The sequence below is a fragment of the Marinomonas lutimaris genome, assembly GCF_019426345.1.
GTDB lineage: Bacteria > Pseudomonadota > Gammaproteobacteria > Pseudomonadales > Marinomonadaceae > Marinomonas > Marinomonas lutimaris.
On the sequence record NZ_JAHLLW010000003.1, the window covers coordinates 62,180 to 85,535 of the forward strand.

General features: G+C 44.5%; 18 protein-coding genes. 3 read left to right on the top strand and 15 right to left on the bottom strand.

What is annotated here, in order from left to right; genetic code table 11:
- Positions 1-38: 38 nt before the first annotated feature.
- Both KPL72_RS05290 and uvrB read right to left on the bottom strand, forming a co-directional pair.
- Positions 39-227: a hypothetical protein gene (locus tag KPL72_RS05290; RefSeq protein ID WP_048814087.1), complete on the bottom strand. Its 189-nt coding sequence runs from the start codon at positions 225-227 to the stop codon at positions 39-41.
- A gap of 35 nt (positions 228-262) precedes the next feature.
- Positions 263-2,290, bottom strand: coding sequence for an excinuclease ABC subunit UvrB (uvrB, locus tag KPL72_RS05295; protein WP_212915953.1), 2,028 nt, complete (start codon positions 2,288-2,290; stop codon positions 263-265).
- Positions 2,291-2,556: 266 nt separating this feature from the next.
- On the opposite strand from uvrB, the gene KPL72_RS05300 reads away from it, so the two are divergent.
- Positions 2,557-4,281, top strand: a complete 1,725-nt coding sequence (locus KPL72_RS05300) for a SulP family inorganic anion transporter (RefSeq protein WP_219702094.1) — start codon at positions 2,557-2,559, stop codon at positions 4,279-4,281.
- 45 nt (positions 4,282-4,326) lie between these two features.
- Here KPL72_RS05300 and KPL72_RS05305 read toward each other — a convergent pair whose 3' ends face one another.
- From KPL72_RS05305 to ihfB, 5 genes are all read right to left on the bottom strand, one after another.
- Positions 4,327-4,641, bottom strand: a complete 315-nt coding sequence (locus KPL72_RS05305) for a ComEA family DNA-binding protein (RefSeq protein ID WP_219702095.1) — start codon at positions 4,639-4,641, stop codon at positions 4,327-4,329.
- Between the two features lie 148 nt (positions 4,642-4,789).
- Positions 4,790-5,497, bottom strand: coding sequence for an orotidine-5'-phosphate decarboxylase (gene pyrF, locus KPL72_RS05310; protein WP_212915956.1), 708 nt, complete (start codon positions 5,495-5,497; stop codon positions 4,790-4,792).
- Positions 5,498-5,555: 58 nt separating this feature from the next.
- Complete coding sequence (lapB, locus tag KPL72_RS05315) at positions 5,556-6,734, bottom strand: lipopolysaccharide assembly protein LapB (protein WP_212915957.1); 1,179 nt, start codon at positions 6,732-6,734, stop codon at positions 5,556-5,558.
- A 5-nt stretch (positions 6,735-6,739) separates the two neighbouring features.
- Positions 6,740-7,063, bottom strand: a complete 324-nt coding sequence (locus tag KPL72_RS05320) for a LapA family protein (protein WP_212915958.1) — start codon at positions 7,061-7,063, stop codon at positions 6,740-6,742.
- A 74-nt stretch (positions 7,064-7,137) separates the two neighbouring features.
- Entirely contained in the window at positions 7,138-7,446 is a 309-nt protein-coding gene (ihfB, locus tag KPL72_RS05325; RefSeq protein WP_212915959.1) for an integration host factor subunit beta, read from the bottom strand.
- 208 nt (positions 7,447-7,654) lie between these two features.
- On the opposite strand from ihfB, the gene ppa reads away from it, so the two are divergent.
- Positions 7,655-8,185 (top strand): inorganic diphosphatase, encoded by a 531-nt coding sequence (gene ppa, locus KPL72_RS05330; RefSeq protein WP_072841202.1) that lies wholly within the window; start codon positions 7,655-7,657, stop codon positions 8,183-8,185.
- Between the two features lie 73 nt (positions 8,186-8,258).
- On the opposite strand, the gene trxB is transcribed toward ppa, so the two are convergent.
- Positions 8,259-9,224 carry a thioredoxin-disulfide reductase gene (gene trxB / locus KPL72_RS05335; RefSeq protein ID WP_212915960.1) on the bottom strand — a complete coding sequence of 322 codons (966 nt, stop codon included), beginning with the start codon at positions 9,222-9,224 and terminating at the stop codon, positions 8,259-8,261.
- Positions 9,225-9,378: 154 nt separating this feature from the next.
- Complete coding sequence (locus KPL72_RS05340; RefSeq protein WP_219702219.1) at positions 9,379-10,140, bottom strand: HesA/MoeB/ThiF family protein; 762 nt, start codon at positions 10,138-10,140, stop codon at positions 9,379-9,381.
- A gap of 87 nt (positions 10,141-10,227) precedes the next feature.
- Here KPL72_RS05340 and KPL72_RS05345 point away from each other — a divergent pair, with 87 nt between their 5' ends.
- Positions 10,228-11,526, top strand: a complete 1,299-nt coding sequence (locus KPL72_RS05345) for an inosine/guanosine kinase (protein ID WP_219702096.1) — start codon at positions 10,228-10,230, stop codon at positions 11,524-11,526.
- A gap of 98 nt (positions 11,527-11,624) precedes the next feature.
- Here KPL72_RS05345 and KPL72_RS05350 read toward each other — a convergent pair whose 3' ends face one another.
- From KPL72_RS05350 to recC, 6 genes are all read right to left on the bottom strand, one after another.
- Entirely contained in the window at positions 11,625-12,134 is a 510-nt protein-coding gene (locus KPL72_RS05350; protein ID WP_249411601.1) for a chemotaxis protein CheW, read from the bottom strand.
- A gap of 105 nt (positions 12,135-12,239) precedes the next feature.
- The gene (locus tag KPL72_RS05355) at positions 12,240-13,109 is read right to left on the bottom strand and encodes a Tim44 domain-containing protein (RefSeq protein ID WP_219702097.1); all 870 of its coding nucleotides are present in this window, start codon (positions 13,107-13,109) and stop codon (positions 12,240-12,242) included.
- Positions 13,110-13,120: 11 nt separating this feature from the next.
- Positions 13,121-14,128 (bottom strand): tryptophan--tRNA ligase, encoded by a 1,008-nt coding sequence (locus KPL72_RS05360; RefSeq protein ID WP_212915963.1) that lies wholly within the window; start codon positions 14,126-14,128, stop codon positions 13,121-13,123.
- A 177-nt stretch (positions 14,129-14,305) separates the two neighbouring features.
- Positions 14,306-16,240, bottom strand: coding sequence for an exodeoxyribonuclease V subunit alpha (gene recD / locus KPL72_RS05365; RefSeq protein WP_219702098.1), 1,935 nt, complete (start codon positions 16,238-16,240; stop codon positions 14,306-14,308).
- Entirely contained in the window at positions 16,227-19,925 is a 3,699-nt protein-coding gene (gene recB, locus KPL72_RS05370) for an exodeoxyribonuclease V subunit beta (protein WP_249422111.1), read from the bottom strand. Before recB ends, recD begins: the two co-directional genes overlap by 14 nt.
- Positions 19,922-23,356 (bottom strand): exodeoxyribonuclease V subunit gamma, encoded by a 3,435-nt coding sequence (gene recC / locus KPL72_RS05375; RefSeq protein WP_219702099.1) that lies wholly within the window; start codon positions 23,354-23,356, stop codon positions 19,922-19,924. The genes recB and recC overlap by 4 nt, the downstream gene beginning before the upstream one ends.

The following is a 23,356-nucleotide window of genomic DNA, read 5'->3' on the forward strand; positions in this document are numbered from 1 at the left end:
CCTCGTTGATATTTTTTGAAGCCTTTGTTTTAAAACTATTATTCACTGACAGGAACGAGCAGTTCATGACCGATCACTTCGTCAATTAAGCCGTAAGGTACCTTGTATTTTTTATCTTTAAATCGTACAAGAGCGTAGTCGTAACACATTTCGATCACAGTGCAGTTGACGATAACACCGTTGTCGATAACGCGGACTATGTTGTAGTTCCTTAGCGTGATGGCCATTCAAGGCTCCTTTCTTACTTTGAATCCAAGAGTTATTATGATTCGCCAACGTCTTTTAACTTTTTCTGTAGCTGGCGAATTTGGTCTCGATAACCCGCCGCTAGTTCGAATTTAAGCTCTTCTGAGGCTAGCATCATTTCTTTTTGCAGTTGGATCATGGCTTTACGCACTTGAGCCACGTCTTCCATGCTTTCAACCTGGTAGTCTTTTGCGGTCTCAGCGACTTTCTTAGTTTTGTTACCACGTTTGCCCGCACCTGGGTTATAAGCCCCTTCCATGATGTCTTCAACGGATTTGGTAATGCCGACTGGCGTGATGCCATGCTCTTCATTGTACGCTTTTTGTTTTTCACGGCGACGATCCGTTTCGCTGATCGCCCTCTCCATGGATCCTGTAATACGATCAGCGTACAAAATCGCTTTACCATTAACGTTACGAGCAGCACGACCGATGGTTTGAATGAGCGATTTTTCCGAGCGTAAGAAGCCTTCTTTATCGGCATCAAGTATCGCCACAAGGCTCACTTCTGGAATATCCAAGCCTTCTCGCAACAAGTTAATACCAACTAACACATCAAACTCGCCAAGACGTAAATCTCGAATGATCTCAACTCGCTCTACCGTGTCGATGTCAGAATGCAAATAACGTACTCGAACACCATGATCGCTCAGGTAGTCGCTTAAATCTTCTGCCATGCGTTTGGTTAAAGTGGTCACCAAAACACGCTCGCCAATCGGTGTTCGAAGATTAATTTCAGACAACAAATCATCTACCTGAGTTGCAACAGGTCGAACTTCCAGAATAGGGTCTATCAAGCCTGTAGGGCGGACAATTTGCTCAACCACCCAATCTTGATGTTCTTCTTCGTATTTACCTGGTGTAGCTGAGACAAAAATAGTTTGCGGTTTAATCTGTTCCCACTCTTCAAATCGCATAGGGCGGTTATCAAGAGCGGAAGGCAAACGGAAGCCATATTCAACTAGGTTCTCTTTACGTGACCTGTCACCTTTGTACATAGCACCAATTTGTGACACGGTAACATGAGATTCGTCGATAACGAGCAAAGCATTGGCGGGCAGGTAATCGAATAAAGTGGGCGGTGGTGAGCCCTCTTCACGACCAGACAAATAACGCGAGTAGTTTTCTATACCGTTGCAGTAGCCCAGCTCCTGCATCATTTCTAAATCATATCGCGTACGCTGATCAAGGCGTTGCATTTCCACCAATTTGTTAAGCGATTTAAGTTGCTCAAGACGCTGATCCAATTCCACTTTAATGCGTTCAATCGCCGCTTGTACGGTTTCTTTTGGTGTTACATAGTGAGTTTTCGGATAAATTGTAACGCGAGGAACTTTGCGAATGGTTTTGTTAGTTAATGGGTCAATCATCGATAAGGTTTCGACTTCGTCATCAAATAGTTCGATACGAATTGCCGTGTCTTCCGAGTCAGCAGGAAAGACTTCAATAACATCGCCACGCACACGGAAATTACCACGCTCTAATACCAAGTCGTTGCGGCTGTATTGCAGCTCGGCTAAACGGCGCAACACATCACGCTGATCAATGCGATCACCACGATCAAGGTGCAACATCATTTTTAAATAAGATTGTGGGTCGCCCAAGCCATAAATTGCCGAAACAGTCGCCACGATAATAACGTCTTCCCGCTCTAACAAGGCTTTAGTCGCCGACAGTCGCATTTGCTCTATGTGTTCGTTAACTGACGCGTCTTTCTCAATAAAGGTATCAGATGCAGCCACATACGCTTCCGGCTGGTAATAATCGTAGTAAGAAACAAAATATTCGACGGCGTTATTGGGGAAGAATTCTTTGAATTCGCCGTAAAGCTGTGCAGCCAAGGTCTTGTTGTGCGCCATGACAATCGTTGGGCGCTTCACTTGTGAAATGACATTGGCAATGGTGTATGTTTTACCTGAGCCTGTTACCCCAAGTAATGTTTGGTGAGCCAAGCCCGCTTCGACACCACGAACAAGTTTTTCAATGGCTTTAGGCTGATCGCCTGCGGGTGAATAGGATGAAACAACCTGGAACTCTTGCGACACGGATATTTTCCCTTAGCTTTACAATCGACTCAATAGATTAGCAAATTTTGCTAGGGCCGTCTGGTATTTCAATCACTCGTAACAATTTGATCACAGCAATATTTGCCTCAAAGAAGAAAACTATCCAGATTCAGCTTTACCAATTCCACCACCACATATAACATAAAGAAATAAGGTTATAATAAAATATCCATAGAAAGCATGTATACGTTTTAATGCGTCATAATCACCAAACCTCTATTAAAAATATTACTTAAGTGAGTTAAATGACTAAATTGGAAAAATACTTTCCTGCAATGGCTTGGCTCAAAGGCTATTCGCGTGAAGACATGCAAACCGATGCGCTGGCAAGTTTTATAGCTACCATTTTATTGATCCCACAAAGCATGGGCTACGCTTTACTTGCGGGATTACCCGCCGTGGTTGGTCTTTACGCAGGTATCGTTCCTGCTATTTTATACTCCCTTTTTGGTACTAGCCGCACACTTGCTGTTGGCCCTGTCGCTATCACCTCAATGATGACTGCAACCATTGCTATGCCATTCGCACTGCCAGGAAGTGAAAACTATGCCGCTATAGCCATGATGTTGGCGTTTCTATCCGGTGTGTTTTTGCTTTTGATGAGCCTGTTAAAAATGGGCTTTTTGTCTAACTTACTAAGTCATCCGGTTATTTCTGGTTTCATAAGTGCTTCTGCAATCTTAATTGCTGTTGGGCAATTCAAACATTTAATTGGTGTCCAAGCCCATGGCAATAACCTTATCGAGCTAACACGAAGTATGCTACAGCATATCGGTGACATCAATTTACCAACGGTTATTCTGAGTACAATTTCAATCGTTCTTTTAATCCTACTGAAACGCTATTTAACACCTGCTCTAAGTAAACTTGGATTAACGGAAAATATCGCTAGCATGTTGGGCAAAGCAGGCCCTGTCATCGTTGTCGTTGCAACTACGAGCTGCGTAGCTGTGTTTTCTCTAGACTCACTCGGTATCAAAATCGTTGGCGATATAAGCAATAACTTACCCACTATACCCTTCGGGAAATTCACTTTAGATGCCATGATAGATCTATTATCAGGAGCTTTTCTAATCAGCATTGTGGGTTTTGTTGGATCAGTTTCTGTTGCTCAATCTTTTGCCGCAAAACGCAAACAAGATATTAATCCAAACCAAGAACTTGTCGGTTTAGGATTGGCAAACTTAGGCGCAGCACTCAGTGCTTCTTTCCCAGTGACAGGTGGTTTTTCAAGGTCGGTGGTCAATGTCAGTGCTGGCGCCAAAACGCCAATGACGGGGATTTTAACCGGACTACTGATGCTGGTAACCTTGCTGTTTTTCACTCCGCTTTTTTATTACCTTCCAACATCGGTACTAGCAAGCAGCATTACCATCTCTATTTTGCAGCTTATCGATTTTAAAGACTTCTTAAGGCTGTATCGTTTCTCTAAACAAGAAGCTATCGGCTCGTTAGCCACCTTCTTTGCCGTGCTATTTATTGGCATGGAGACTGGCATAATCGTTGGGGTTTCCTTGTCACTATTGTTCTTTCTTTGGCATACAAGCCATCCCCATATTGCTGTAGTGGGTCGTCTTCCAGGAACTGAACACTTTCGCAATGTGAAGCGTTTTGAAGTCGAAACCGACCCAGAAATAGTCACCATTCGAATTGATGAAAACCTCTTCTTTGCCAACGCTAGAGTGCTGGAGGATTATGTATTAACTCTGGTCTCTAATCATAAAAACATCAAACATCTTATTCTCATGTGCAATGCAGTCAACATGATAGATGCCAGTGCATTAGACAGTTTAGAAACCATTGATGATAGATTGAAATCCGCTGGGGTCATGCTGCATTTTTCTGAAATCAAAGGCCCAGTAATGGATAAACTAACGGGGTCGAGCCTAATAGAAAACCTGAGCGGGCAAGTCTTTTTAACCCAACATCAAGCCATGAAAGCCTTAACATCAAAACAAGCGGACGTGTAATCCGCTTGTTTTAACAGCACAACTTTATCAAGCATTTTATTTAAGCTAATTTTCTGAACTTTCGTCCGTTGGTGAGACTTGAAGTAAATCCCTGTTGCGGGCTAAAAGCGCATCACCAATACCTTTAACTTGCGATAACTGATCAATGGAATCAAAACGACCATTCGCTTCTCGATAAGCAATGATCGCTTCGGCTTTTTTTTCACCGACACCAGACATCACAGCGGAAAACTGGGCAGCCGTTGCGGTATTTATATCCAAAGGCGTTGCAGCGATAAGCGAGAAAGGCATAAAAGCCAGAGAAACAATAAGAAGTAAGCGAGAAACACAAGCACGAAAAATACGATTGAAATTCGTCATAGAAAAATCCTTTTAAAATTCTTTTTAAAAATAAAAGATGGCATCATGCCAATAAAAAACCACTTAGTGCATCAACAAATGCTGAAGCAAATAAGTGGTTTTAGAGTAAAAGCTTTTTAATCAGACTTCAAGACTCAAAATGAGCATTTTATATCATCACGCCCAAATCAGCATTTACCTGCGTAAGTACGGCAATAGGATCACTCGCCTGCGTGATAGGACGCCCCATTACAAGGTAATGACTGCCTGCAGCCATTGCTTCGACTGGCGTCATAATTCGCTTCTGATCACCTTGATCAGAACCTGTAGGACGAATACCCGGCGTGACTAGAACAAAGTCTTTCCCTAAATCAGCTGACAGCATACTGGATTCTTGAGCAGAACAAACGACACCATCCATTCCAGAAGATTTAGCCAACGCCGCAAGACGTTTAACATGTTGCTCAGGCGTTGAGTCTATACCAATTTCCAAAAGATCAGCTTGATCCATACTAGTCAGTACCGTCACAGCGATAAGCAATGTTTTATTATCAGTCAGTTGCTGCAACGCATTGGCAGAGGCTTCCATCATTCGACGGCCGCCCGTAGCATGCACGTTTACCATCCAAACACCCGCTTTTGCCGCCACACTGACCGCATTAGCGACCGTATTTGGAATATCATGGAATTTAAGATCAAGAAAAATCTCAAAACCTAAATTATGCAGTTCATCCAAAATCACAGGACCAGCTGTTGTAAATAGCTCTTTGCCGACTTTCACTCGACAATGCTTAGGGTCAAGTCGTTTCGCCATCTCAATAGATTGCGCCATGGTTGGGTAATCTAGGGCAACCACTATAGGGGATTGGCAGCTCATTCAGTGTCCTCTTTCTTTCAGTTTCTATCGTTTATAAATGTCAGAATGCTCAGTGGCTTTATTCGCCTTCCAAACCATGAATCGGTTTCACCACACCCCAATTTTTACAACTTGGACATTGCCAATGCAATTGATGGCCTGGAAAGCCACACTGGCGGCATTGATATTTGTGCTTTGCTTGAACCAGCTGATCAATAAGCTCAAATAGAACCACCAAATGTTGCTGGTTATACCCTTGAGAATCCGCTAGCTGCAAACTAATTAGCTCTTTGAAGCCTTTAATCGTTGGGTGCTGCCTAAGCTGCTCGACCAAAAACATTTCGGCGTAATCTTTATCGGTTTCCATGTAATGCTGAACAAGTGCCATAATCAACGCCGTAGAAGGCTTTTTCTGATTCTGTTCTTGTAAAAACTTAATGTACCCGCCACTGCCCCATATTTTTTGGTAACATTCTTTTAGCTTAGGGATAATGATCGAAATGAATTCTGGGTCTTGTTCTGCAGCGTGCTTTAGTTCTTTGATCGCATCACGATAACGCCCCTGGCTATTTAATACGTCCGCAGCACCAATACTGGCTCGAACACAGCTAGAGTCAACATCTAAGGCATTTTTATAATGTTGAAAGGCTTGCTTCCATTGCTCTTTCTTTTGTAGCTCTTGCGCCATTTCACAATGAAAATGCGCTAAACGCTTAATCTCTTTTTTACTCGGTGCTTCTTTAATTAATTCAGAGCCAATTTGAATCGCTTTGTCCCAGCTTTGTTCAAACTCATAAAGATCCACAAGCAAAGCGAGTATTTTTGGCTGAAATTCACTTTTTCGTGAAGTGGATGCCATGTTTAATAACAAGCGCCCTGCTCTATCTAACAAACCTGCCGACATAAAGTCACTGGCCAATTCTAATTGCACCATACGCATTTCACGCTGCGAAATTTCAGGGCGAGCAAGTAAGTTTTGATGGATGTTAATGGCTTTTTGTATTTCGCCTTTTTTGCGAAACAAATTACCCAATGTGAGATGAATATCGAAAGTATCGGAATTGACTTCTAAGGAATCAACAAAGGCATCAATGGCCTCGGAATGTTGATCGTTAAGCAAATGATTCAGACCACGAAAATAATCCGTCGGAATATTCTTCTTAGCCTGTTTATTTTTCTTGGTCGGATTTTTACGCCCCATTGCCCAGCCAACAAAGAGCGCGACAAAAAGAACCAAAAACAACCCAATTTCGGTCAACTCAATTACTCCTTCCCAACAGAAAGCTCTTTAGCAATAGAAGCTTTACGCAAGGCATCCACTTCATCTCGTGCTTTTTCATATTTACGAGTCAACACCCTGATCTGGCGTTCACTGCGCAAATACGCAACAGAGCTTACCAAAAGAGCCACACAAGCCCCTACGGTAAAAGATAAAATAATGTAGAGAGCAACGCTCAGTTCGGGACCTTGCCAAAAAACAAGATCAAGAGGAATAAGTTGTGGATTACGGATGGCAAAAAACACACCCACGGCGAGAAAAAAAACAATGAGTACAGTGTAAGTAACTCTTTTCAGCCATTTAAGCATAAAACAACCTACCAAAAATAGAATGGCGTTATTATGCCGTGATAGCTCAAAGATTTCGAGGCATAAGACGTAAATTAGTTAAGTTCGTTGATCTCATCGTCTTCAGGTAAGTTGACTAACTCTCTCAACTCTTTACCTGGTTTAAAATGAGGTACATATTTCGCACTCAACTCAACAGACTCCCCAGTTTTAGGGTTTCGTCCTATTCTAGGTGCTCGATAATGCAGAGAAAAACTACCAAAGCCTCGTATCTCTATGCGCTCACCATTTGCCAAAGAATCAGACATATGTTCAAGCATTGCTTTGATTGCTTGCTCTACATCTTTCACCGGTAAATGGGATTGCTGATCGATTAGCAGCTCTATCAGCTCAGATTTTGTCATTACTGTCCTCGCGACTATAATTTGATCACAGTGTAAGACTAGCTAAATTCAGAAAGAAAGCAATAAGTTAACGCGTTTTAGAGCTGTTTTTACTCATTTTATTCTACTGCAATAGAGAATATTACGAATGGATGCGTTCCACAACTAGCATAGAAGCACTCTAGCTTTTATAATATCGGCCATATTTAACACATTGGAAGAAATAATAATGAGCTATAGCAAGATCCCTGCCGGTAAAGATGCACCAAATGACATCAACGTTATCATCGAAATTCCAGCACAAGCTAATCCAGTAAAATACGAAGTTGATAAAGACATGGATGCGCTTGTTGTTGACCGCTTCATGACAGCTCCTATGTTTTACCCAGCAAACTACGGTTATGTAAACAACACTTTGGCTGACGACGGTGACCCAGTTGACGTATTGGTTATCACACCTTACCCAGTTGTACCTGGCTCTGTCATCCGCTGCCGTCCAGTTGGCGTATTGAACATGTCTGACGAAGCGGGTATGGACGCTAAATTAGTAGCCGTTCCTCACGAAAAACTAAGCAAAGAATACGGTCATATCCAAGACGTGAACGATATTCCACAATTGCTACGCGATCAAATCGAACACTTCTTCGAAAACTACAAAACCCTTGAAAAAGGCAAGTGGGTAAAAGTAGAAGGTTGGGCAAACGCAGAAGAAGCGAAAAAAGCCATCGTTGAAGGCATCGAAGCTTACAACGCTCAGTAATTCGTTTTAAACGAATTACTTTAAGAAATAAAAAAACCGATCCTAGGATCGGTTTTTTTATTTATATTAATAATTAAAGATCTGCACCGGCAAGACCATCCAAATAACGCTCTGCATCCAACGCCGCCATACAGCCTGTACCTGCGGATGTGATTGCTTGGCGATAAATATGATCAGACACATCACCCGCAGCAAAAACACCTTCAATGCTCGTTTGAGTCGCGTTACCTTGCGTACCAGATTGCACTTTCAAATAGCCATCTTTCATTTCAAGCTGACCTTGGAAGATATCAGTATTTGGCTTGTGACCAATGGCAACAAACAAACCTGCAACGGCTAATTCTTTTTTCTCGCCAGTTTGGCTGTTTTTAATACGAACACCAGTTACCCCAGCGCTATCACCTAGCACTTCATCTAGTTCAGAGTGCCATTCGATTTTCACATTGCCGTTTTTCGCTTTTTCCATCAATTTATCAGATAGAATTTTTTCAGAGCGGAATTTATCACGACGGTGAATAACGGTAACGGTTTTAGCAATGTTAGCAAGGTAAAGCGCTTCTTCAACAGCCGTATTACCACCACCGATTACAGCAACATCTTGGTTACGGTAGAAGAAACCATCACATGTTGCGCAAGCAGACACGCCTTGGCCCATATACTTTGTCTCACTTTCCATACCAAGATACTGAGCACTTGCACCAGTTGAAATTATCAAAGCATCACAAGTATAAACACCACTGTCGCCCTCTAAACGGAATGGACGATTTTTCAGATCAACTTTATTTACATGGTCAAAAATAATTTCTGTTTCAAAGCGTTCGGCGTGCTTACGCATACGCTCCATCAATTCTGGGCCTTGTACGCCTTGGTCATCACCCGGCCAGTTATCAACTTCAGTAGTTGTGGTCAGCTGACCACCCATTTGCATACCTGTAATCATCACAGGATTAAGGTTCGCACGAGCCGCATAAACAGCCGCGGTATAACCCGCAGGGCCAGAACCTAAAATCATTAATTTAGCGTGTTTAACATCGCTCATGTTATTGCTCCTGTAAATGTATGCTTGCCTGACACAAAAAAGGCCGGCTAAAAAGTCTGTGGTGAATTCTAACGAAAATCTGCTGAAATTCTTAGAGAAAAATATTAATTACTAAAATAGGGGCTATCTATGAGTTTTCAAGCGTCAATCTGGTTTAAACCATCATACCTGTTTCATGTGCACAAGCCGAGCACTCGGGATCTTGCGTTAAACGCATCTCGCGCCAGCTCCCCTCAAAGCCATCAAACAACCTTAAGACACCATGTTTAACCTTTCCGCAGCCACTTGCTAGCTTCAAAGCTTCGAGCGCCTGATAGACGCCTAACAAGCCAACCACTGGCGCTATGATGCCACTTTCATTGCAACTAAGTTGTTGGTCCGACAAAGACGGATACAAACACTCATAACAAGGCGTCGATTGTTGATCATATAAAAAGCTTACCAACTGCCCTTCCCAACGAATCGCAGCCGCACTAACTAATGGTTTTTTCAATAATAGACAAGCACGATTGATGGCTTGTCGAGCGGTAAAGTTATCCGTGCAATCTAACACCACATCTGCTTGTTCAACTGCTTTTAATAGAGAGTCACTCGATAATTTTTGCGCGATAACCTCCACTTTGATAGCTGGATTTTTGAGAGCAATTTGCTTCGCCGCTGCATCAACCTTGTTTAAACCAATCTGACTTTCATCATAAAGCACTTGGCGAGGTAAATTACTGCTTTCTAATTGATCGCCATCCGCCAAAATCAAATGGCCCACTCCGGAAGTTGCCAAATAGGTGGCGGCAATGTTTCCCAATCCACCCAAGCCAATAACCAATACCTTTGCTTGGGAAAGATTAAGTTGCCCTTGAATATCAAAATTGGGCAATAATAACTGACGACTATAGCGATCTAACTCTGATTCGTTCATTTTCACCTTACTTTCTTGCTGATCATCCTGCCCGACTGGTCAATTCTTTGCTAAACTCGCTTAACTCTCTTACCCACGAGCACCAATATGAAGTTTCCCGGTCAACGCAAACTTAAACATTATTTTCCTGTTTCCCAACCCAAGCCCGTTTTGCCGACATCGGAAGTTCGTCCCGATAAAGACACTTACATTGTTGGTTTGGATGAAACCATTGTCGACGTGATCGCCAATGTCTCTGATCAATTTCTAGAGACATTTAACATCCAAAAAGGCTTATCAAATCTTGTCGATGCTGACACAGCCTCAGCTATTTACAGCGAGTTAACGGCACAAAACAGTATCTCAGATCATTTTGCCGGTGGCACTATTGGCAATACCATACACAACTATTCTGTGCTAGCCGATGATAAATCCGTGCTACTTGGTGTTATGTCAGCCAACATCACTTTAGGCTCTCCAGCTTACCATTATATCTGCCATACCAGCAGCAAAGTCGACATGAATCACTTGCAAGGCGTACCTGGTGATATTGGCCGCGGCATCACCCTAATCACACCAGATGGTGAACGAACATTCGCCATCGCTCCCGGTGACATGGACGAGTTAGACGTTGACCACATTCCTGAAGACATCATCGCTGGCAGCGCAGCATTGGTCACATGTGCCTACCCCTTGCGCCATCAAGGCAAACCCATTAAACCTGCCATGTTAAAAGCCTTAGAGTATGCGCACAATCACCAAGTCCCCACTGTTTTGACATTAGGCACCAAGCATCTAGTAGAAGAAAACAGAGACGAATTGCTGGAAATCATTAAAAAACACGTCAATGTACTGGCGATGAATGAACTAGAAGCGGAAGCGTTAACAGGCTTCTCAGACCCATTACAAGCCGCGAGCGCCATTCTTGACCATGTAGACATTGTGCTACTTACTGCTGGTCCTGACGGTATGTATTTATGCGGTCACACGGAAGATGATCTAAAACGCGAAACCACCAACCCTATTAAATCGGGCAGCTTGGCCGACTTCAATCGCTGGGAGTTTAGCCGCCCGATGTTACGCGAAGCCTGCAAACAGCCAGTTAAAGTCTTTTCTCATATAGACCCATACATGGGTGGGCCAGAAAAGATTCGCAATACCAATGGTGCTGGCGATGGCGCACTATCAGCCTTGCTGCATGATATTTCCGCGAATCATTTTCATAAAGAAGCGATTCCAAATTCCAGCAAGCACTTGGCACCATTTCTAGCCTATTCTTCTTTCGCCCAAATCTGTAAATATTCTAACCGCGTGAGTTATGAAATCCTTGCTCAAAACGCGCCTCGCTTATCCAGAGGATTACCAGAAAGAGAAGACAGCCTTGAAGAAGCTTATTGGGAAAAATAAGCTTCAAGATCCTCCCCGAGAAACCACAATATTTAGACACAAAAAAACCATGCTCAACGGCATGGTTTTTATATTTGTTCTGAAAAGAATCGACTGGCTTAGTTCATCGCTTCGATACCAAGTGCATCATTGCGTTCAAACATACGGTTAAGCTCAAGCAAAATAACCAACTCTTCTTCTTTCTGATAAACACCTTGAATGAACTTCAATGCTTCATCGTTACCAACGCTAGGGCTTTGCTCAATTTCACCTTGGTATAAATAGAATACTTCTTGGACTGCATCAACAAGCAAACCAACTTGCTCGCCGTCATGCTCGATAATAATAATTCGAGTATCATCGGTAATAGTGCACTCTGGCAAACTAAAACGTACTCGAGTATCCACTACCGTCACGACATTACCACGTAAATTAACAATGCCTAATACATAAGAAGGCGCTCCTGGAACCGGGGCGATTTCACTATAACGTAGCACTTCTTTAATCTGCATGACGTTAATACCATAGGTCTCGTCAATCAGCTTAAAGGTTAGATACTGTAACAACTCGCCTTTTTTCGATTCCGCTAAGGCTTTCCCATTTTCTTTAATAGGCGCTAATTCAGACATGGCTCACATCCATATTCAGTTTAATAAGAGTAATGTAGAACTCATCACAAGCTTTGTCTAGTGTAAACAAACTGTGATGAGCCTACGAGCAAAGTTAAGTAACAATTAGTTGCCTTGTTGTATCCCAACTATTGTCCAATTTCCATTTGCATCAGACATATTCTTTTCCAAATGCCAAATTTCATTGGTATCGGAAGTCTGATCACCTTCTTTGATCCAGCCAGAAAACTGCAAAGAGATAGAAGCGATTGAACCAATATATTCACCACGAACCAGCTCGGCCATCAAAGAGATAACTTCGGTACGAGGCTTGTCATCACCATAAGTCGCGCGTTCTGCAACCAACATGTTGTAAAGCTCAGGACTAACATAATCTAGAATCTCATCAAAATTATTGTCATCCCATGCTTTTTGCAGCGTGATGTAATGATTTTTTGCTTCAGCAACAAACGCCTGCTCATTAAATCCTGGTGGAAGCTTGATCTCTGGTTGTGCACCAAAGCCACTCATACCAGACATTGGAGAAGGCTGAGCATTATCGCGAGTTGAATTCGGCATTTCGCGGAACATACCATTCGCACCGGCACCACTGGCTTGAGCCTGAGCAGCACGGCGTTTTGGTGCGATAAAGAACTTGTAAATCAAGAAACCAATCACAGCAAACAGCAAGATATCTCCGAAAGAAATGCCATCAAAAGCACCACTTCCTAACAAGGCAGCAAAAAGACCACCAGCCAACAAGCCACCTAACAAACCACCGCCTAAGCCGCCTAAAAATCCAGGCTTTTTAGCGCCAGCTGCAGCGTTCGTCGTGTTGCTTGTATTAGCTGCAGTGCTTTTCGGTTTAGAAACAGAAAAGCTTTTGCCAAAACTTTTACCGCCACCAAACTTTTTAGCCTGAACATCCGCACTATAACCGCCAGCGCCGATTGCCAAAACAAACGCCATTAACATGGCAAATACTGTTGTTTTCACAAAACTCTCCTTTATTTAAAATTGACCAAACCAACGGCATTGCGTAAGTCTGAAATCATTCCACGTGCACGAGCTCGTGCCTTTTCCGCCCCAGCCTGTAAAACTTCTTCTACATGAGTTGGATTAGCAATTAACTCAAGGTATTTTTCACGTGGTTCAGATAGTTGACCATTAACCAAAGCAAAAAGTTCCTTCTTCGCTTCGCCCCATGCAATGCCCTCTGCAAAATTCTGACGCATTTGGGCAGTTTGTTCTGGAGTTGCGAACGCTTTATAAATATCAAACACGGTAGAATCATCTGGGTCTTTCGCTTCACCTGGTTCTAGCAAGTTTGTTTTGATCTTATTAATACCTTTTTGCAGCTTTTTCTCAGTATCAAATAATGGAATCGTATTGTTGTAACTCTTACTCATTTTACGGCCATCTAAGCCTTTAAGAATCGAGCCTTCTTCGCCAACAACCGCTTCAGGTAATACAAAATGCTCACCAAATAAATGATTAAAACGACCAGCAATGTCTCGCGCCATTTCGATATGCTGTATTTGATCACGACCAACAGGCACTTTATGCGCGTTAAACGCCAAAATATCCGCCGCCATTAACACTGGGTAGCAAAACAAGCCCATGGTAATACCAAAATCTGGGTCTTGGCCGTTCGCAAGATTTTCATCGACAGCGCCTTTATAAGCATGGGCGCGGTTCATCAAACCTTTTGCAGTTACACAAGTCAGTAACCAATTCAATTCGGCAATTTCAGGAATATCAGACTGACGGTAGAAAGTTGCTTTATCAGTATCTAAGCCACACGCTAGCCAGGTCGCCGCGATTTCTAAACGGGACTGTTTCACACGTTCTGGATCCTGACATTTGATCAACGCATGATAGTCCGCAAGAAAGAAGTAAGATTCCGTATTTTCTTGACGGCTCGCTTCGATCGCAGGACGAATTGCTCCCACATAGTTGCCTAGGTGTGGAGTGCCTGTGGTGGTAACACCGGTTAAAACAATTTCTTTTGCCATTGTTGCTACTCTTTCCTACTTTACATAATGTCGAAATTTTAAATTTTTGCAGTGTTGAAATGCCGCTTACCCTAACATAAAAAAATCACATCAAGAATCGCGCAACAAGATTATTTAGCCTACGCTTTTATTCGCTTTTTAAACATTTCAGGAATAATGGAGCCAAATATTTCAATATCAATGCCAAAGCTCTCCAATAAGGCCAGAATAACGCTGAATACGCGTGCTGCTCGCTGCCCGAATCAATCCGCTAGATCCCCATAAGCTAAATGACTTTTTCGCCCGAGTAATACCTGTATAAAGCAACTCTTTGGTTAATACTGGCGAAGGTGTCATAGGCAATAACAAGGCAACCTGATCGAATTCAGAGCCTTGGGATTTATGTACCGTCATCGCAAAGACCACTTCAAACTCACTCAAACGACTCGGTAACAAGCCAGTAAAAGAGCCATCAGGTTGCATAAACCACACACGAAGACGCTGAAACTCATCTGGCATACAAAGACCAATATCGCCGTTAAACAAGCCCAATGCTGCATCATTTCGGGTTAGCATTACGGCTTTTCCGGGATACCAAACATGGGGGTCTTTTACTCGTCCTCGCTGATAAAAATACTGTTCCAGCTGGGCATTCACCTTCTCGACACCAAACTCACCTTGGCGAACCGCTGTCAAAATCTGATAACGTGAAAACACTTCGTACAACTTGGCAATATCTAGATTCTGACGCACCGCTTCCCAATAATCATCATAGCCTTTAGCCAACGTCGCAATATCCGCTTTAGTCTGTCCTTCATCTGGCGCTCGCCACTCCACATCGGCGTAATTGGACTCAAGGCAACGCAACACGGCAGAGCTGTCACCAGCGTTCATTGCTTTTGCTAAGTGTCCGATGCCGCTATTCGCATCAAAGCGATAACTGGTGCGCAGCAAAGTAAGCGCTCGACTAATTGGCGGTGCCGATGGATTACCAAACGGGGCTAGATTTTCCCCAGTAAGATTACTCAGTCGTTCTGCCCATTCTGGTTGAAAGTAAACCTCTTCAATGCCGTAAGATAAATCACCGAGCACACTGCCCGCTTCAACAGAGGCAAGTTGATCTTTATCTCCTAATAAAATAAGTCGAGCATGAGGCGGCATGGCATCAATCAACTTCGCCATCATTGGCAAATCCACCATGGACACTTCGTCTACTAATAAGACATCCAAATGCAAAGGATTATCTTTGTGATGCTTAAATCGACTACGCCCAAAGTCACTGCCTAATAGGCGATGCAAGGTACTGGCTTGCTCTGGAATGGCTAGCTTAACGTCGTCACTTAATGGCAAAGCCGCTTTGGCTTTTGAGATGGATTCCGTCAGCCGCGCCGCCGCCTTTCCTGTTGGCGCAGCAAGTTCAATACGCAGTACTTTGCCTTCCGCCATAGACTGAGCCACCAGCAAAGCCAACAACCTAGTTACTGTTGTTGTTTTTCCCGTTCCTGGACCGCCGCTGATCACTGAAAAAGGCAAGCTCGCTGCATTGGCGACAGCGACTTTTTGCCAATCCACCGTATCGGATTGGTTAGGAAAAAGTTGTGCTAACAAACCGGCATCGACATCAAAAGGCGACACAGAAAATTGGCCTTTAAGATAATTCAGCACCTGTTGTTCATATTGATAATAGCGATACAAATACAAACGTGAGCCAGCCAATACCATAGGACGTTCAACAACACTTTCTGCTAACGAAACTAAACGACTCGCTTGCAAGGCTTCGCACCAAGCTGCAACACTCTTCACGCCGCTATTGCCTAACGCCGTTCGTAACTCGTCTAGTTCAATGCCTTCTGGCGGAGTTTGCCAGATAGTCGCCAGATCAACACAAATATGCCCCGCGCCAAGATAGGCACTGCATAAAGCGCCAGCGATATGAACCGCGCTCTTATTTTCATCTAGATTACCTTCTTTGGCATGTTGCGCTAGTTGCTCAATCCACTGACAATCAATCGCTCGCAATACACCTTTAGCTTGCCAAGCAGACAAACTGAATGACGTTGCTACAGAAGAGTTTTCTTCAAGCATTGTTTCATTAAGAGAGTCGAGCAAACCTAACTGATTAGAAAAGTCCATATTGCACCGCCTCGTCATTTTTTGGTTTATCGCTTTCGCCGCTAAACAGCTTATCTAGGGCGGTTAGATGTTCAAGGCTTAATCGGCTTTTGAATACGCCTGTTTGCTGTTCTGGCTGCATACCGCGAAGAAACAAATACACCACGCCACCCACATGCTTGTCATAATCATAATTTGGCAAGCGTTGCTTTAATAAACGATGCAAAGCCAAGGTATAAAGTTGATATTGCAGATCATATCTGTGCTCGGCAATGGCATGAACCAATTTCTCAGGTTCGTAATCAGCAAAATCATCGCCCAAATAGTTCGACTTATAATCCAACACGTAATAACGGCCTTGATATTCGAACAGCAAATCGATAAAGCCTTTTAGCATGCCTTTTAGCGGACGATCCTGAATCATCGGCGCGACCCGAGACACCGCATCGTGCTCACGGGAAATACGGTCTAACTGCAAGGCATTCATGCCAGTCACCGGAATAAAAAACTCCATCTCCTTACGACAAGCTGAGGGCGTCAAACTCCCCAAACTCATTCCCGCCATTAGCTCGGTATCAATAATATCTGCTAGCCATTCGCTCAATACATCCTGCCATTCATCGAAACCTTGTCTTTTATAAAAATCGGCCATTAATTTATGGTGACTGGTTTTTAATAAGTCCTTAAAGCTAGGATTGCTCGACACGTCATGCAGCGCTTTGCCTTCCAATGTGTCATGCAAGAATGTTCCCGGCTTGGCGCCTTTGGGGAATGTGAAGCGATTTTGCTCTGGCGCTTCTTGACTGTCTTTTAGATCGATTTCTTCCGCCAATGGATCCAGCAAGCGTGTGGTTTCATCCAAGCCAGGCACACTTTCATCGTGTTGCTCTTTGTCTTCTACCACCAGCGAGGAATAACTTCCCACCCACCAGTCTCGCTCTATACGACCAGAAAAATGTCGCACACTAGGATCGGTCAACTCGGCCTGTGCCATTTTAAATCTAGGTAAACGCGGCGGCTCATCAGGCAATTCCAACAGCTGAATTTGACCTGCTTGATAGCGCTCGCAAAGGCGCTCGATACTTGGGTACAAGTCACCAGCTTCCAACGGCTCTCCTTCGCTAATCAAAGCGCCAACGCCACTAAGATGGACATCGGACACAGCACCACGAGTTTTATTGGCGCTTTTCCCCACATCCATGGTGCCAATAAAACACGCCTCTTTTGAGCGAGTTAACGCCACATAAGCCAAGCGAATTTCTGCGGCGTACAATTCCTCTTTATGAAGCTCGGTTTGCTCTTCATCGGGATCAATGGCGATCCACAGTTGCTGCTGCGCATCGTGATATAAAGCCGATTTGTCTTGATCTCTGTATGGAGTAAAGGCAAAGGGTAAATAGACGATTGGGTATTCCAAACCCTTACTTTTGTGGATGGTGACGATTCGAACCAGTTCAGCATCGGTTTCAAGACGGATCTTTTGCTCGTCGCTGTTGCCATTGGGGTTTTGAATCGCCAACCTGAGATAGCGTAAAACACCTTCTTTAGAATCCAACTCAAGAGACTTCTGCTGGAGCTTTTCGGTCAAATGCAAAAAGTCCGTCAAGCGACGTTCGCCGCCAGTATGGCTAAGCATGTTTGCCGCCAGCGATACGTCCTGCATAAATTCACGCAACATAGGCAACAAGCCTTGCTTATCCCAGATATCTAGATAATCACGAAAGGCTTGTCCCCATTTTTCGTACACGACATCGTCGTGATTCAGCGTATCCAAATCTTCTAATGACCAATCGACTAAACTGGTTGCTAAGGCTGAGCGCAGTTTGCTTTCTTGTCCATTAGATAAGATCGCCGTCAGCACGATCAATAATTCTCGTGCCTCGACCGTTTCAAACACCGAGCCTTTGTCACTCAAATACACACTGGAAATACCACGCTGACGCAAGGCGTCTTTCAAAGCATTGGCTTGACTAAAGTTAGTCACCAACAATGCAACATCTTTTGGTCGTACACCTTTGCCATCTATAAGCGCAGAGCCTTGCTGCCCTTCTAGCAACAACTCATGAAGGTGCGCCGCACAAGATTCCGCCATGGTTTGACGATACTCTTTGGCGGAAACTGGCTCATCACTGCGTTGATACAAAAACTGCAGCGCGGCTTGGGTTTGACCTTGTCGAGAAAAGCCACCTGCAACGCCACGATCTTGCACTTCAACAAAAGGAATCCCAGTGACACGAAAGGGTTCTGCTTGCGTGGTAAAAAGTCCGTTCACTGACTGAATCATCGCCGCCGAAGAACGATAATTGGTTGCCAAAGAATACACGCTATCGACACGCTTTTTCGCCGCCAAATAGGTATAAATATCCGCACCACGAAAGGCATAAATTGCCTGTTTAGGATCGCCGATCATGATCAAACCTAAGGCGTTTTGATCCACTTGCGCTGGCGCATAAATGGTGGAGAAAATTCGATACTGAACCGCATCGGTGTCTTGGAATTCATCGATCAAGGCAATGGGATAAAGGTGACGAATACGTTCCGCTAATTTACCTGCTTCGTCTTGCGTCAGCGCCACATCAAGGGAAGTAAGCAAATCGGTGAAAGTCAGCGATTGAGTACTGCGCTTCCAGCGTTTCATGCGCTCTTGAGTTTGCTGCCACAATTGAGTCAGCAAGACCGCTTTTAATCGCCCCGCATCGGGAAAGCTTTCACGCAAAGACTGCACCAAGCCAAAGAATTCGTGAGCAGGCAGATCACCGCCTTTGCTCAATCGGCTGGCGTGTTCATTGGTATCAAATTTTTCTAGGCTCTTGTCTAGTTCAAAACGCGTCGAGTTCGCCCATTGCGTGATAGCTTGAATGTCTTTCGACGGATCTTTGCGCCAAAAGGTTCGTTTAATGCCGCTGCGCTCAAGGGCGTCAATAATGTCTCGCGATTGATCAAGCCACATAGCACGAACTGCTGACATGGTTTGTTGCGCCTGACTTAATGCACTTTCCCAGTCGTAATCTGGTACAGCGATTTTGGCGTCAGGCTGATTATTCAGTAAATATAAGTCTTTCAGCAAAGCATCTGGATTCGACCAAATTGGCTGAATCAAGGCCGCTTTGGTGTCGTCCATCGGATAAAACACACTGCGCCAAACGTCTTTCACCGCCATAGACAATGGCGCGAGTTCGTCGGTCTCAATGGTTTGTTGAAACAACATGCGACTTTCAAAGGCGTTCTGACTCAACATGCGCTGACAAAAACCATGAATGGTAAACACCGCCGCTTCGTCCATTTGCTTTTCGGCGTACAGCAGCTTTTCAATGGCGCCAGCGCGTTGTTCGGCTGACATTTGCGCCATCCAATCCGCCAGAAAAACATCTCTGCTTTCGCCTTGCAATAAGGCTTTTCTCGCTGCTCGAATACGATTACGAATCCGCGCTTTTAGCTCGGCTGTGGCGGCTTCGGTAAAAGTCACCACCAAGATTTGATCCACCGTTAGTGATTTATCAAGATCACCATCTTGTCCCGTTGGCACCAGCAAACGTAAATACAAGTTAGCAATGGTGTAGGTTTTGCCTGTGCCTGCGCTGGCTTCAATTAGGCGTTTGCCAAATAATGGGAAGGTTAAGGCGTTAAGCGGCTCAGGAATCATGTTTAAGGCTTCTGCATTAGTTGAAGGCTCATTTACAGAAACTAGGTCGGTAGAAAAACTCATTCCATCACCTCCAAATGACGATGCATGGGCAACCAAATTTGCTCACACAAGGCAACAAACTGTTCCTTTTGGCGATTTAAATCAGGGAAATAGCGCTGCCAATAAGCGTCGTCCACCTCGCTGCGAGTGAAAGCACTGCTGTTGTCTTGATACAGTTTCAACGCTTGCTCCCAAGCGATATCCGCGTCTTCTTGCGTTTTGCTCGAACAATAACTTTTGCACCATGCATCGGCGCTTTTGGCGGGCAAGGCAATCGGCTGACACAAACCTTGCTGCAACAAAGCCAGCATATTATTTAAATGTTCTTGGGCATCGTTTGGCGGAATGATAATAAAGCTGTGCTGCAGCAACTTGCCGGTTTTGGTCAGATTAATAAGATGATGCTGTTTTGGCGTTCCTTGGGCACATAAGGACAAATGCTCGATCCACGCCTGCATTTTTTGATGAGCGGATAAATCACCGATGCGATAAGACAAACGCGTCGTCGCCGTCGGTAAATCCAACCACGCTTGCAGTACAATACTGCCAAGGGCCAAATTCACTTCAATCGGTTCACACTCTTCCAACGCATAACCTTGCAACACAGACAACAACTGACGGCATTGGCCACGGCTCTGCTGCAAAGACAAACGCCCTAACGCGCCATAAGGCAACGCGCCCATTAGAGACAAACGCTCGACGAATTGATCTTCATCGCCTTTTAGCATGGCTTGCAGCAAACCTTCGCGTAATTGATAACCCGCCAAGCCATCCAGAGCGAACGGCTCGTCTTCTTTTTCTTCCTCTTCTTGCAGGCTCAAATAGGCTTTTAAGCGACGCTGAGTAAAGTAACGCGTCGGATGCCCGATAAAGCGCGACAACTCGTCAAGAGCAAGATCTAACCTTGGTTGCTCTAAACCATCGAGTGGTGAGAACTCATGGTATTCGTCGTCCACAGGAACACTGAGCAAGGCAGGCAGCCATTGCTCATCATAACTGTATAAGCGTTTATCAAGTTGAGCAGTAGATTCTTGCAACGCGCCCTGTTCTTGAAAAGCGTCCTGTTGAAAAGCGCCTTGCGGTTGAAAGTAATAGGCCGCATTAAAAGGCTGCAAAGGATGTTCGAGAATCAGTTTCTCTAACAAGGCTTTCTGCGCTTCATCTGGCGCCAATGCTTGGTCGCCTTCAAACACGCAACTCTGGCCGATGTATTCCAACAACTCACTTACTAAGATCGACGGATTCTTTTCGCTATTATCTTGAATACTGCGACCAACATAGCTGATATAGAAACAATCTCGGGCTGACATTAAGGCTTCGAGGAACAAGTATTTATCGTCTTCACGTCGGCTTCGATCGCCGCTGCGATATTGTCCAACCATCAGGTCAAATCCCATCGGCGCAACGCTACGTGGATAATCCCCCTCGTTTAAGCCCAACACACAAATAACTTTAAACGGCACCGAGCGCATTGGCATCAAGGTACAAAAGTTCACTCGTCCCGCTAGGAAGCGTTGGCCGCCTTGGGATTCTTGCAACAAAGGCGACAGCAGCTGGCGTAACACTTGTTGATCCAATGGCGCATCAAAATGCGCTTGCTGCCATTGCAGCGTCAAAGCATCGAGCTGCTTACTCAACAAGGCGGGAAACGCATCGTCTTCGTCGACCAAAAAGAATCGTTCCGCCAAATAATACAAGGTCGAAATCCATTCTTTCGGCGCGAGGGATTCCATTAATTTCGCTTGAGCATCATTAATGGCGACCAAAAACTCTGCGAGTTTACCGGCCACAGAGGCTTCTAAACCTTCCACATCGCCGTAACTTAATGTGCCTTCCCAAATATGATCGTGACCCATGGCGTAACCCAATAACATGCGACGCACACCATTCAGCCAAGTATGGGATTCTTGTATTGGTAAATCATGTTGCTGCGCGGTTTTGCCATCAAGCCCCCAGCGAATACCCACTTCCGTCGACCATTGACGAATACGCTCTAATTCATCAGCGGTTAATTCAAAACGCGCCAACACCGCAGGGACTTCAAGTACGCTGATTAATTCAGACAAGGTGAAACGACTTTCGCCTAAGCCGAGCAAATACAAATAGGCATCGACAATCGGGTTTTCCATGCCGCCAGATTGGTCAATCAAGGCAAAGGGAATGTGTTTTCTGACTTGAGCTTGTCCGCTCTTTTTTTCAGCACCAAAGACGGCCTTCACAAACGGGCTGTAGGTGTTGACGTCGGGCAACATGACGATGACGTCTTTTGGCGTCAAGCTCGGATCGCTCTCGAACATTTGCAACAACTGATCATGCAAGACTTCCACTTCACGCAATGGGCTGTGACAACGATGCACACGAATACTTTGATCATCAGCAGTAATCGAATGGCGATACTCAGCATTGGTAATGCTAGCGTCTCGCTCTTGTTGCGAGCCGTGGTTTTCTAAGGTCAGCACATCTTGCTGAATCCATTGCAGCAAACCACTCGCTTGCTCGCTCTGATAGTCTTCAAAGACTTCTAGTTCGTTGTCGGCCATTTCTTGTAGCTGAGCAATATAATCTCGCCCCAAACGCCCCCAGCTTGCCAGTAGAGGATTGGCATCAAGATGCAAAGTATCGGTACTCAATCCAGGCTTGAGGGTTTGGCGTTTTATTTCTCGACCTAAATAATGCTTGTCGACCACATCCCCCCAGTAAAAGCGGCAAGGATTCTGCAAAAATAAATGCACATCAATCCAACCAGAAGCCGCCAACACGCGAAGAGATTCCAGCGTATTTGGTGGCAAAGAAGACACACCAAAAATAAAGATACGCTCAGGCACACCAGCTGGCCGAGAAGACGATTGCGTGGCGTCATGCAAGGCTTCAATCAAATTACCACGATGATAAAGCGATGTTCCCTGCTGGCTCACATCGGCAACCAGATCGCGCCACAAAATGGCTTGCCAAGGTTGCTGCTCAAAGATGGCTTTCAGCTTAGGATCTTGTGTCTCGCCGCCTTCCCAAGATTTAATCCAATCCGGACGGTAAACCAAATATTGATCGTAAATATCGGCAATGCTGCTGCATAACTGAAAGCGGCGAATTTGTGTGTCATCTTCTTCGAGGTACCAACTAAGCGCCTGAAACTCTGGCTCACCAAGACGAGCATTCAACAAGCGCATTAAACGCCATACTAAGAAAGGTTTATTAAATTCACTTTGCGCGGGAATATCATTAAGCGTCTGAGAAAAGGTTTGCCAAACAAAGGTAGAAGGCAGAGGAAACACCAAACCTGCGGCAATAGAATGGGACTCGGCCAAAAACATTTTCAACCATTGTGCCATGCCAGGGTTTTGCACCAAGATAGCTTCATCATCAAACGGATTTTCTGGTGGTGAAACAGCCAGAATCTTCGCAAGCAACACGGCTAAATCCTCTAGGCGGTTACCTGTGTAAAGTTGAAACAT

Bases quoted from the DNA above. Each gene is read 5' to 3' on its own strand.
- KPL72_RS05300 (WP_219702094.1), top strand. From the start codon at position 2,557: ATGACTAAATTGGAAAAATACTTTCCTGCAATGGCTTGGCTCAAAGGC.
- KPL72_RS05340 (WP_219702219.1), bottom strand. From the start codon at position 10,140: ATGAACGAATCAGAGTTAGATCGCTATAGTCGTCAGTTATTATTGCCC.
- ihfB (WP_212915959.1), bottom strand. From the start codon at position 7,446: ATGACAAAATCTGAGCTGATAGAGCTGCTAATCGATCAGCAATCCCAT.
- KPL72_RS05345 (WP_219702096.1), top strand. From the start codon at position 10,228: ATGAAGTTTCCCGGTCAACGCAAACTTAAACATTATTTTCCTGTTTCC.
- ppa (WP_072841202.1), top strand. From the start codon at position 7,655: ATGAGCTATAGCAAGATCCCTGCCGGTAAAGATGCACCAAATGACATC.
- KPL72_RS05305 (WP_219702095.1), bottom strand. From the start codon at position 4,641: ATGACGAATTTCAATCGTATTTTTCGTGCTTGTGTTTCTCGCTTACTT.
- KPL72_RS05360 (WP_212915963.1), bottom strand. From the start codon at position 14,128: ATGGCAAAAGAAATTGTTTTAACCGGTGTTACCACCACAGGCACTCCA.
- KPL72_RS05290 (WP_048814087.1), bottom strand. From the start codon at position 227: ATGGCCATCACGCTAAGGAACTACAACATAGTCCGCGTTATCGACAAC.
- KPL72_RS05320 (WP_212915958.1), bottom strand. From the start codon at position 7,063: ATGCTTAAATGGCTGAAAAGAGTTACTTACACTGTACTCATTGTTTTT.
- recC (WP_219702099.1), bottom strand. From the start codon at position 23,356: ATGTTTCAACTTTACACAGGTAACCGCCTAGAGGATTTAGCCGTGTTG.
- recD (WP_219702098.1), bottom strand. From the start codon at position 16,240: ATGGACTTTTCTAATCAGTTAGGTTTGCTCGACTCTCTTAATGAAACA.
- trxB (WP_212915960.1), bottom strand. From the start codon at position 9,224: ATGAGCGATGTTAAACACGCTAAATTAATGATTTTAGGTTCTGGCCCT.
- pyrF (WP_212915956.1), bottom strand. From the start codon at position 5,497: ATGAGCTGCCAATCCCCTATAGTGGTTGCCCTAGATTACCCAACCATG.
- KPL72_RS05350 (WP_249411601.1), bottom strand. From the start codon at position 12,134: ATGTCTGAATTAGCGCCTATTAAAGAAAATGGGAAAGCCTTAGCGGAA.
- recB (WP_249422111.1), bottom strand. From the start codon at position 19,925: ATGAGTTTTTCTACCGACCTAGTTTCTGTAAATGAGCCTTCAACTAAT.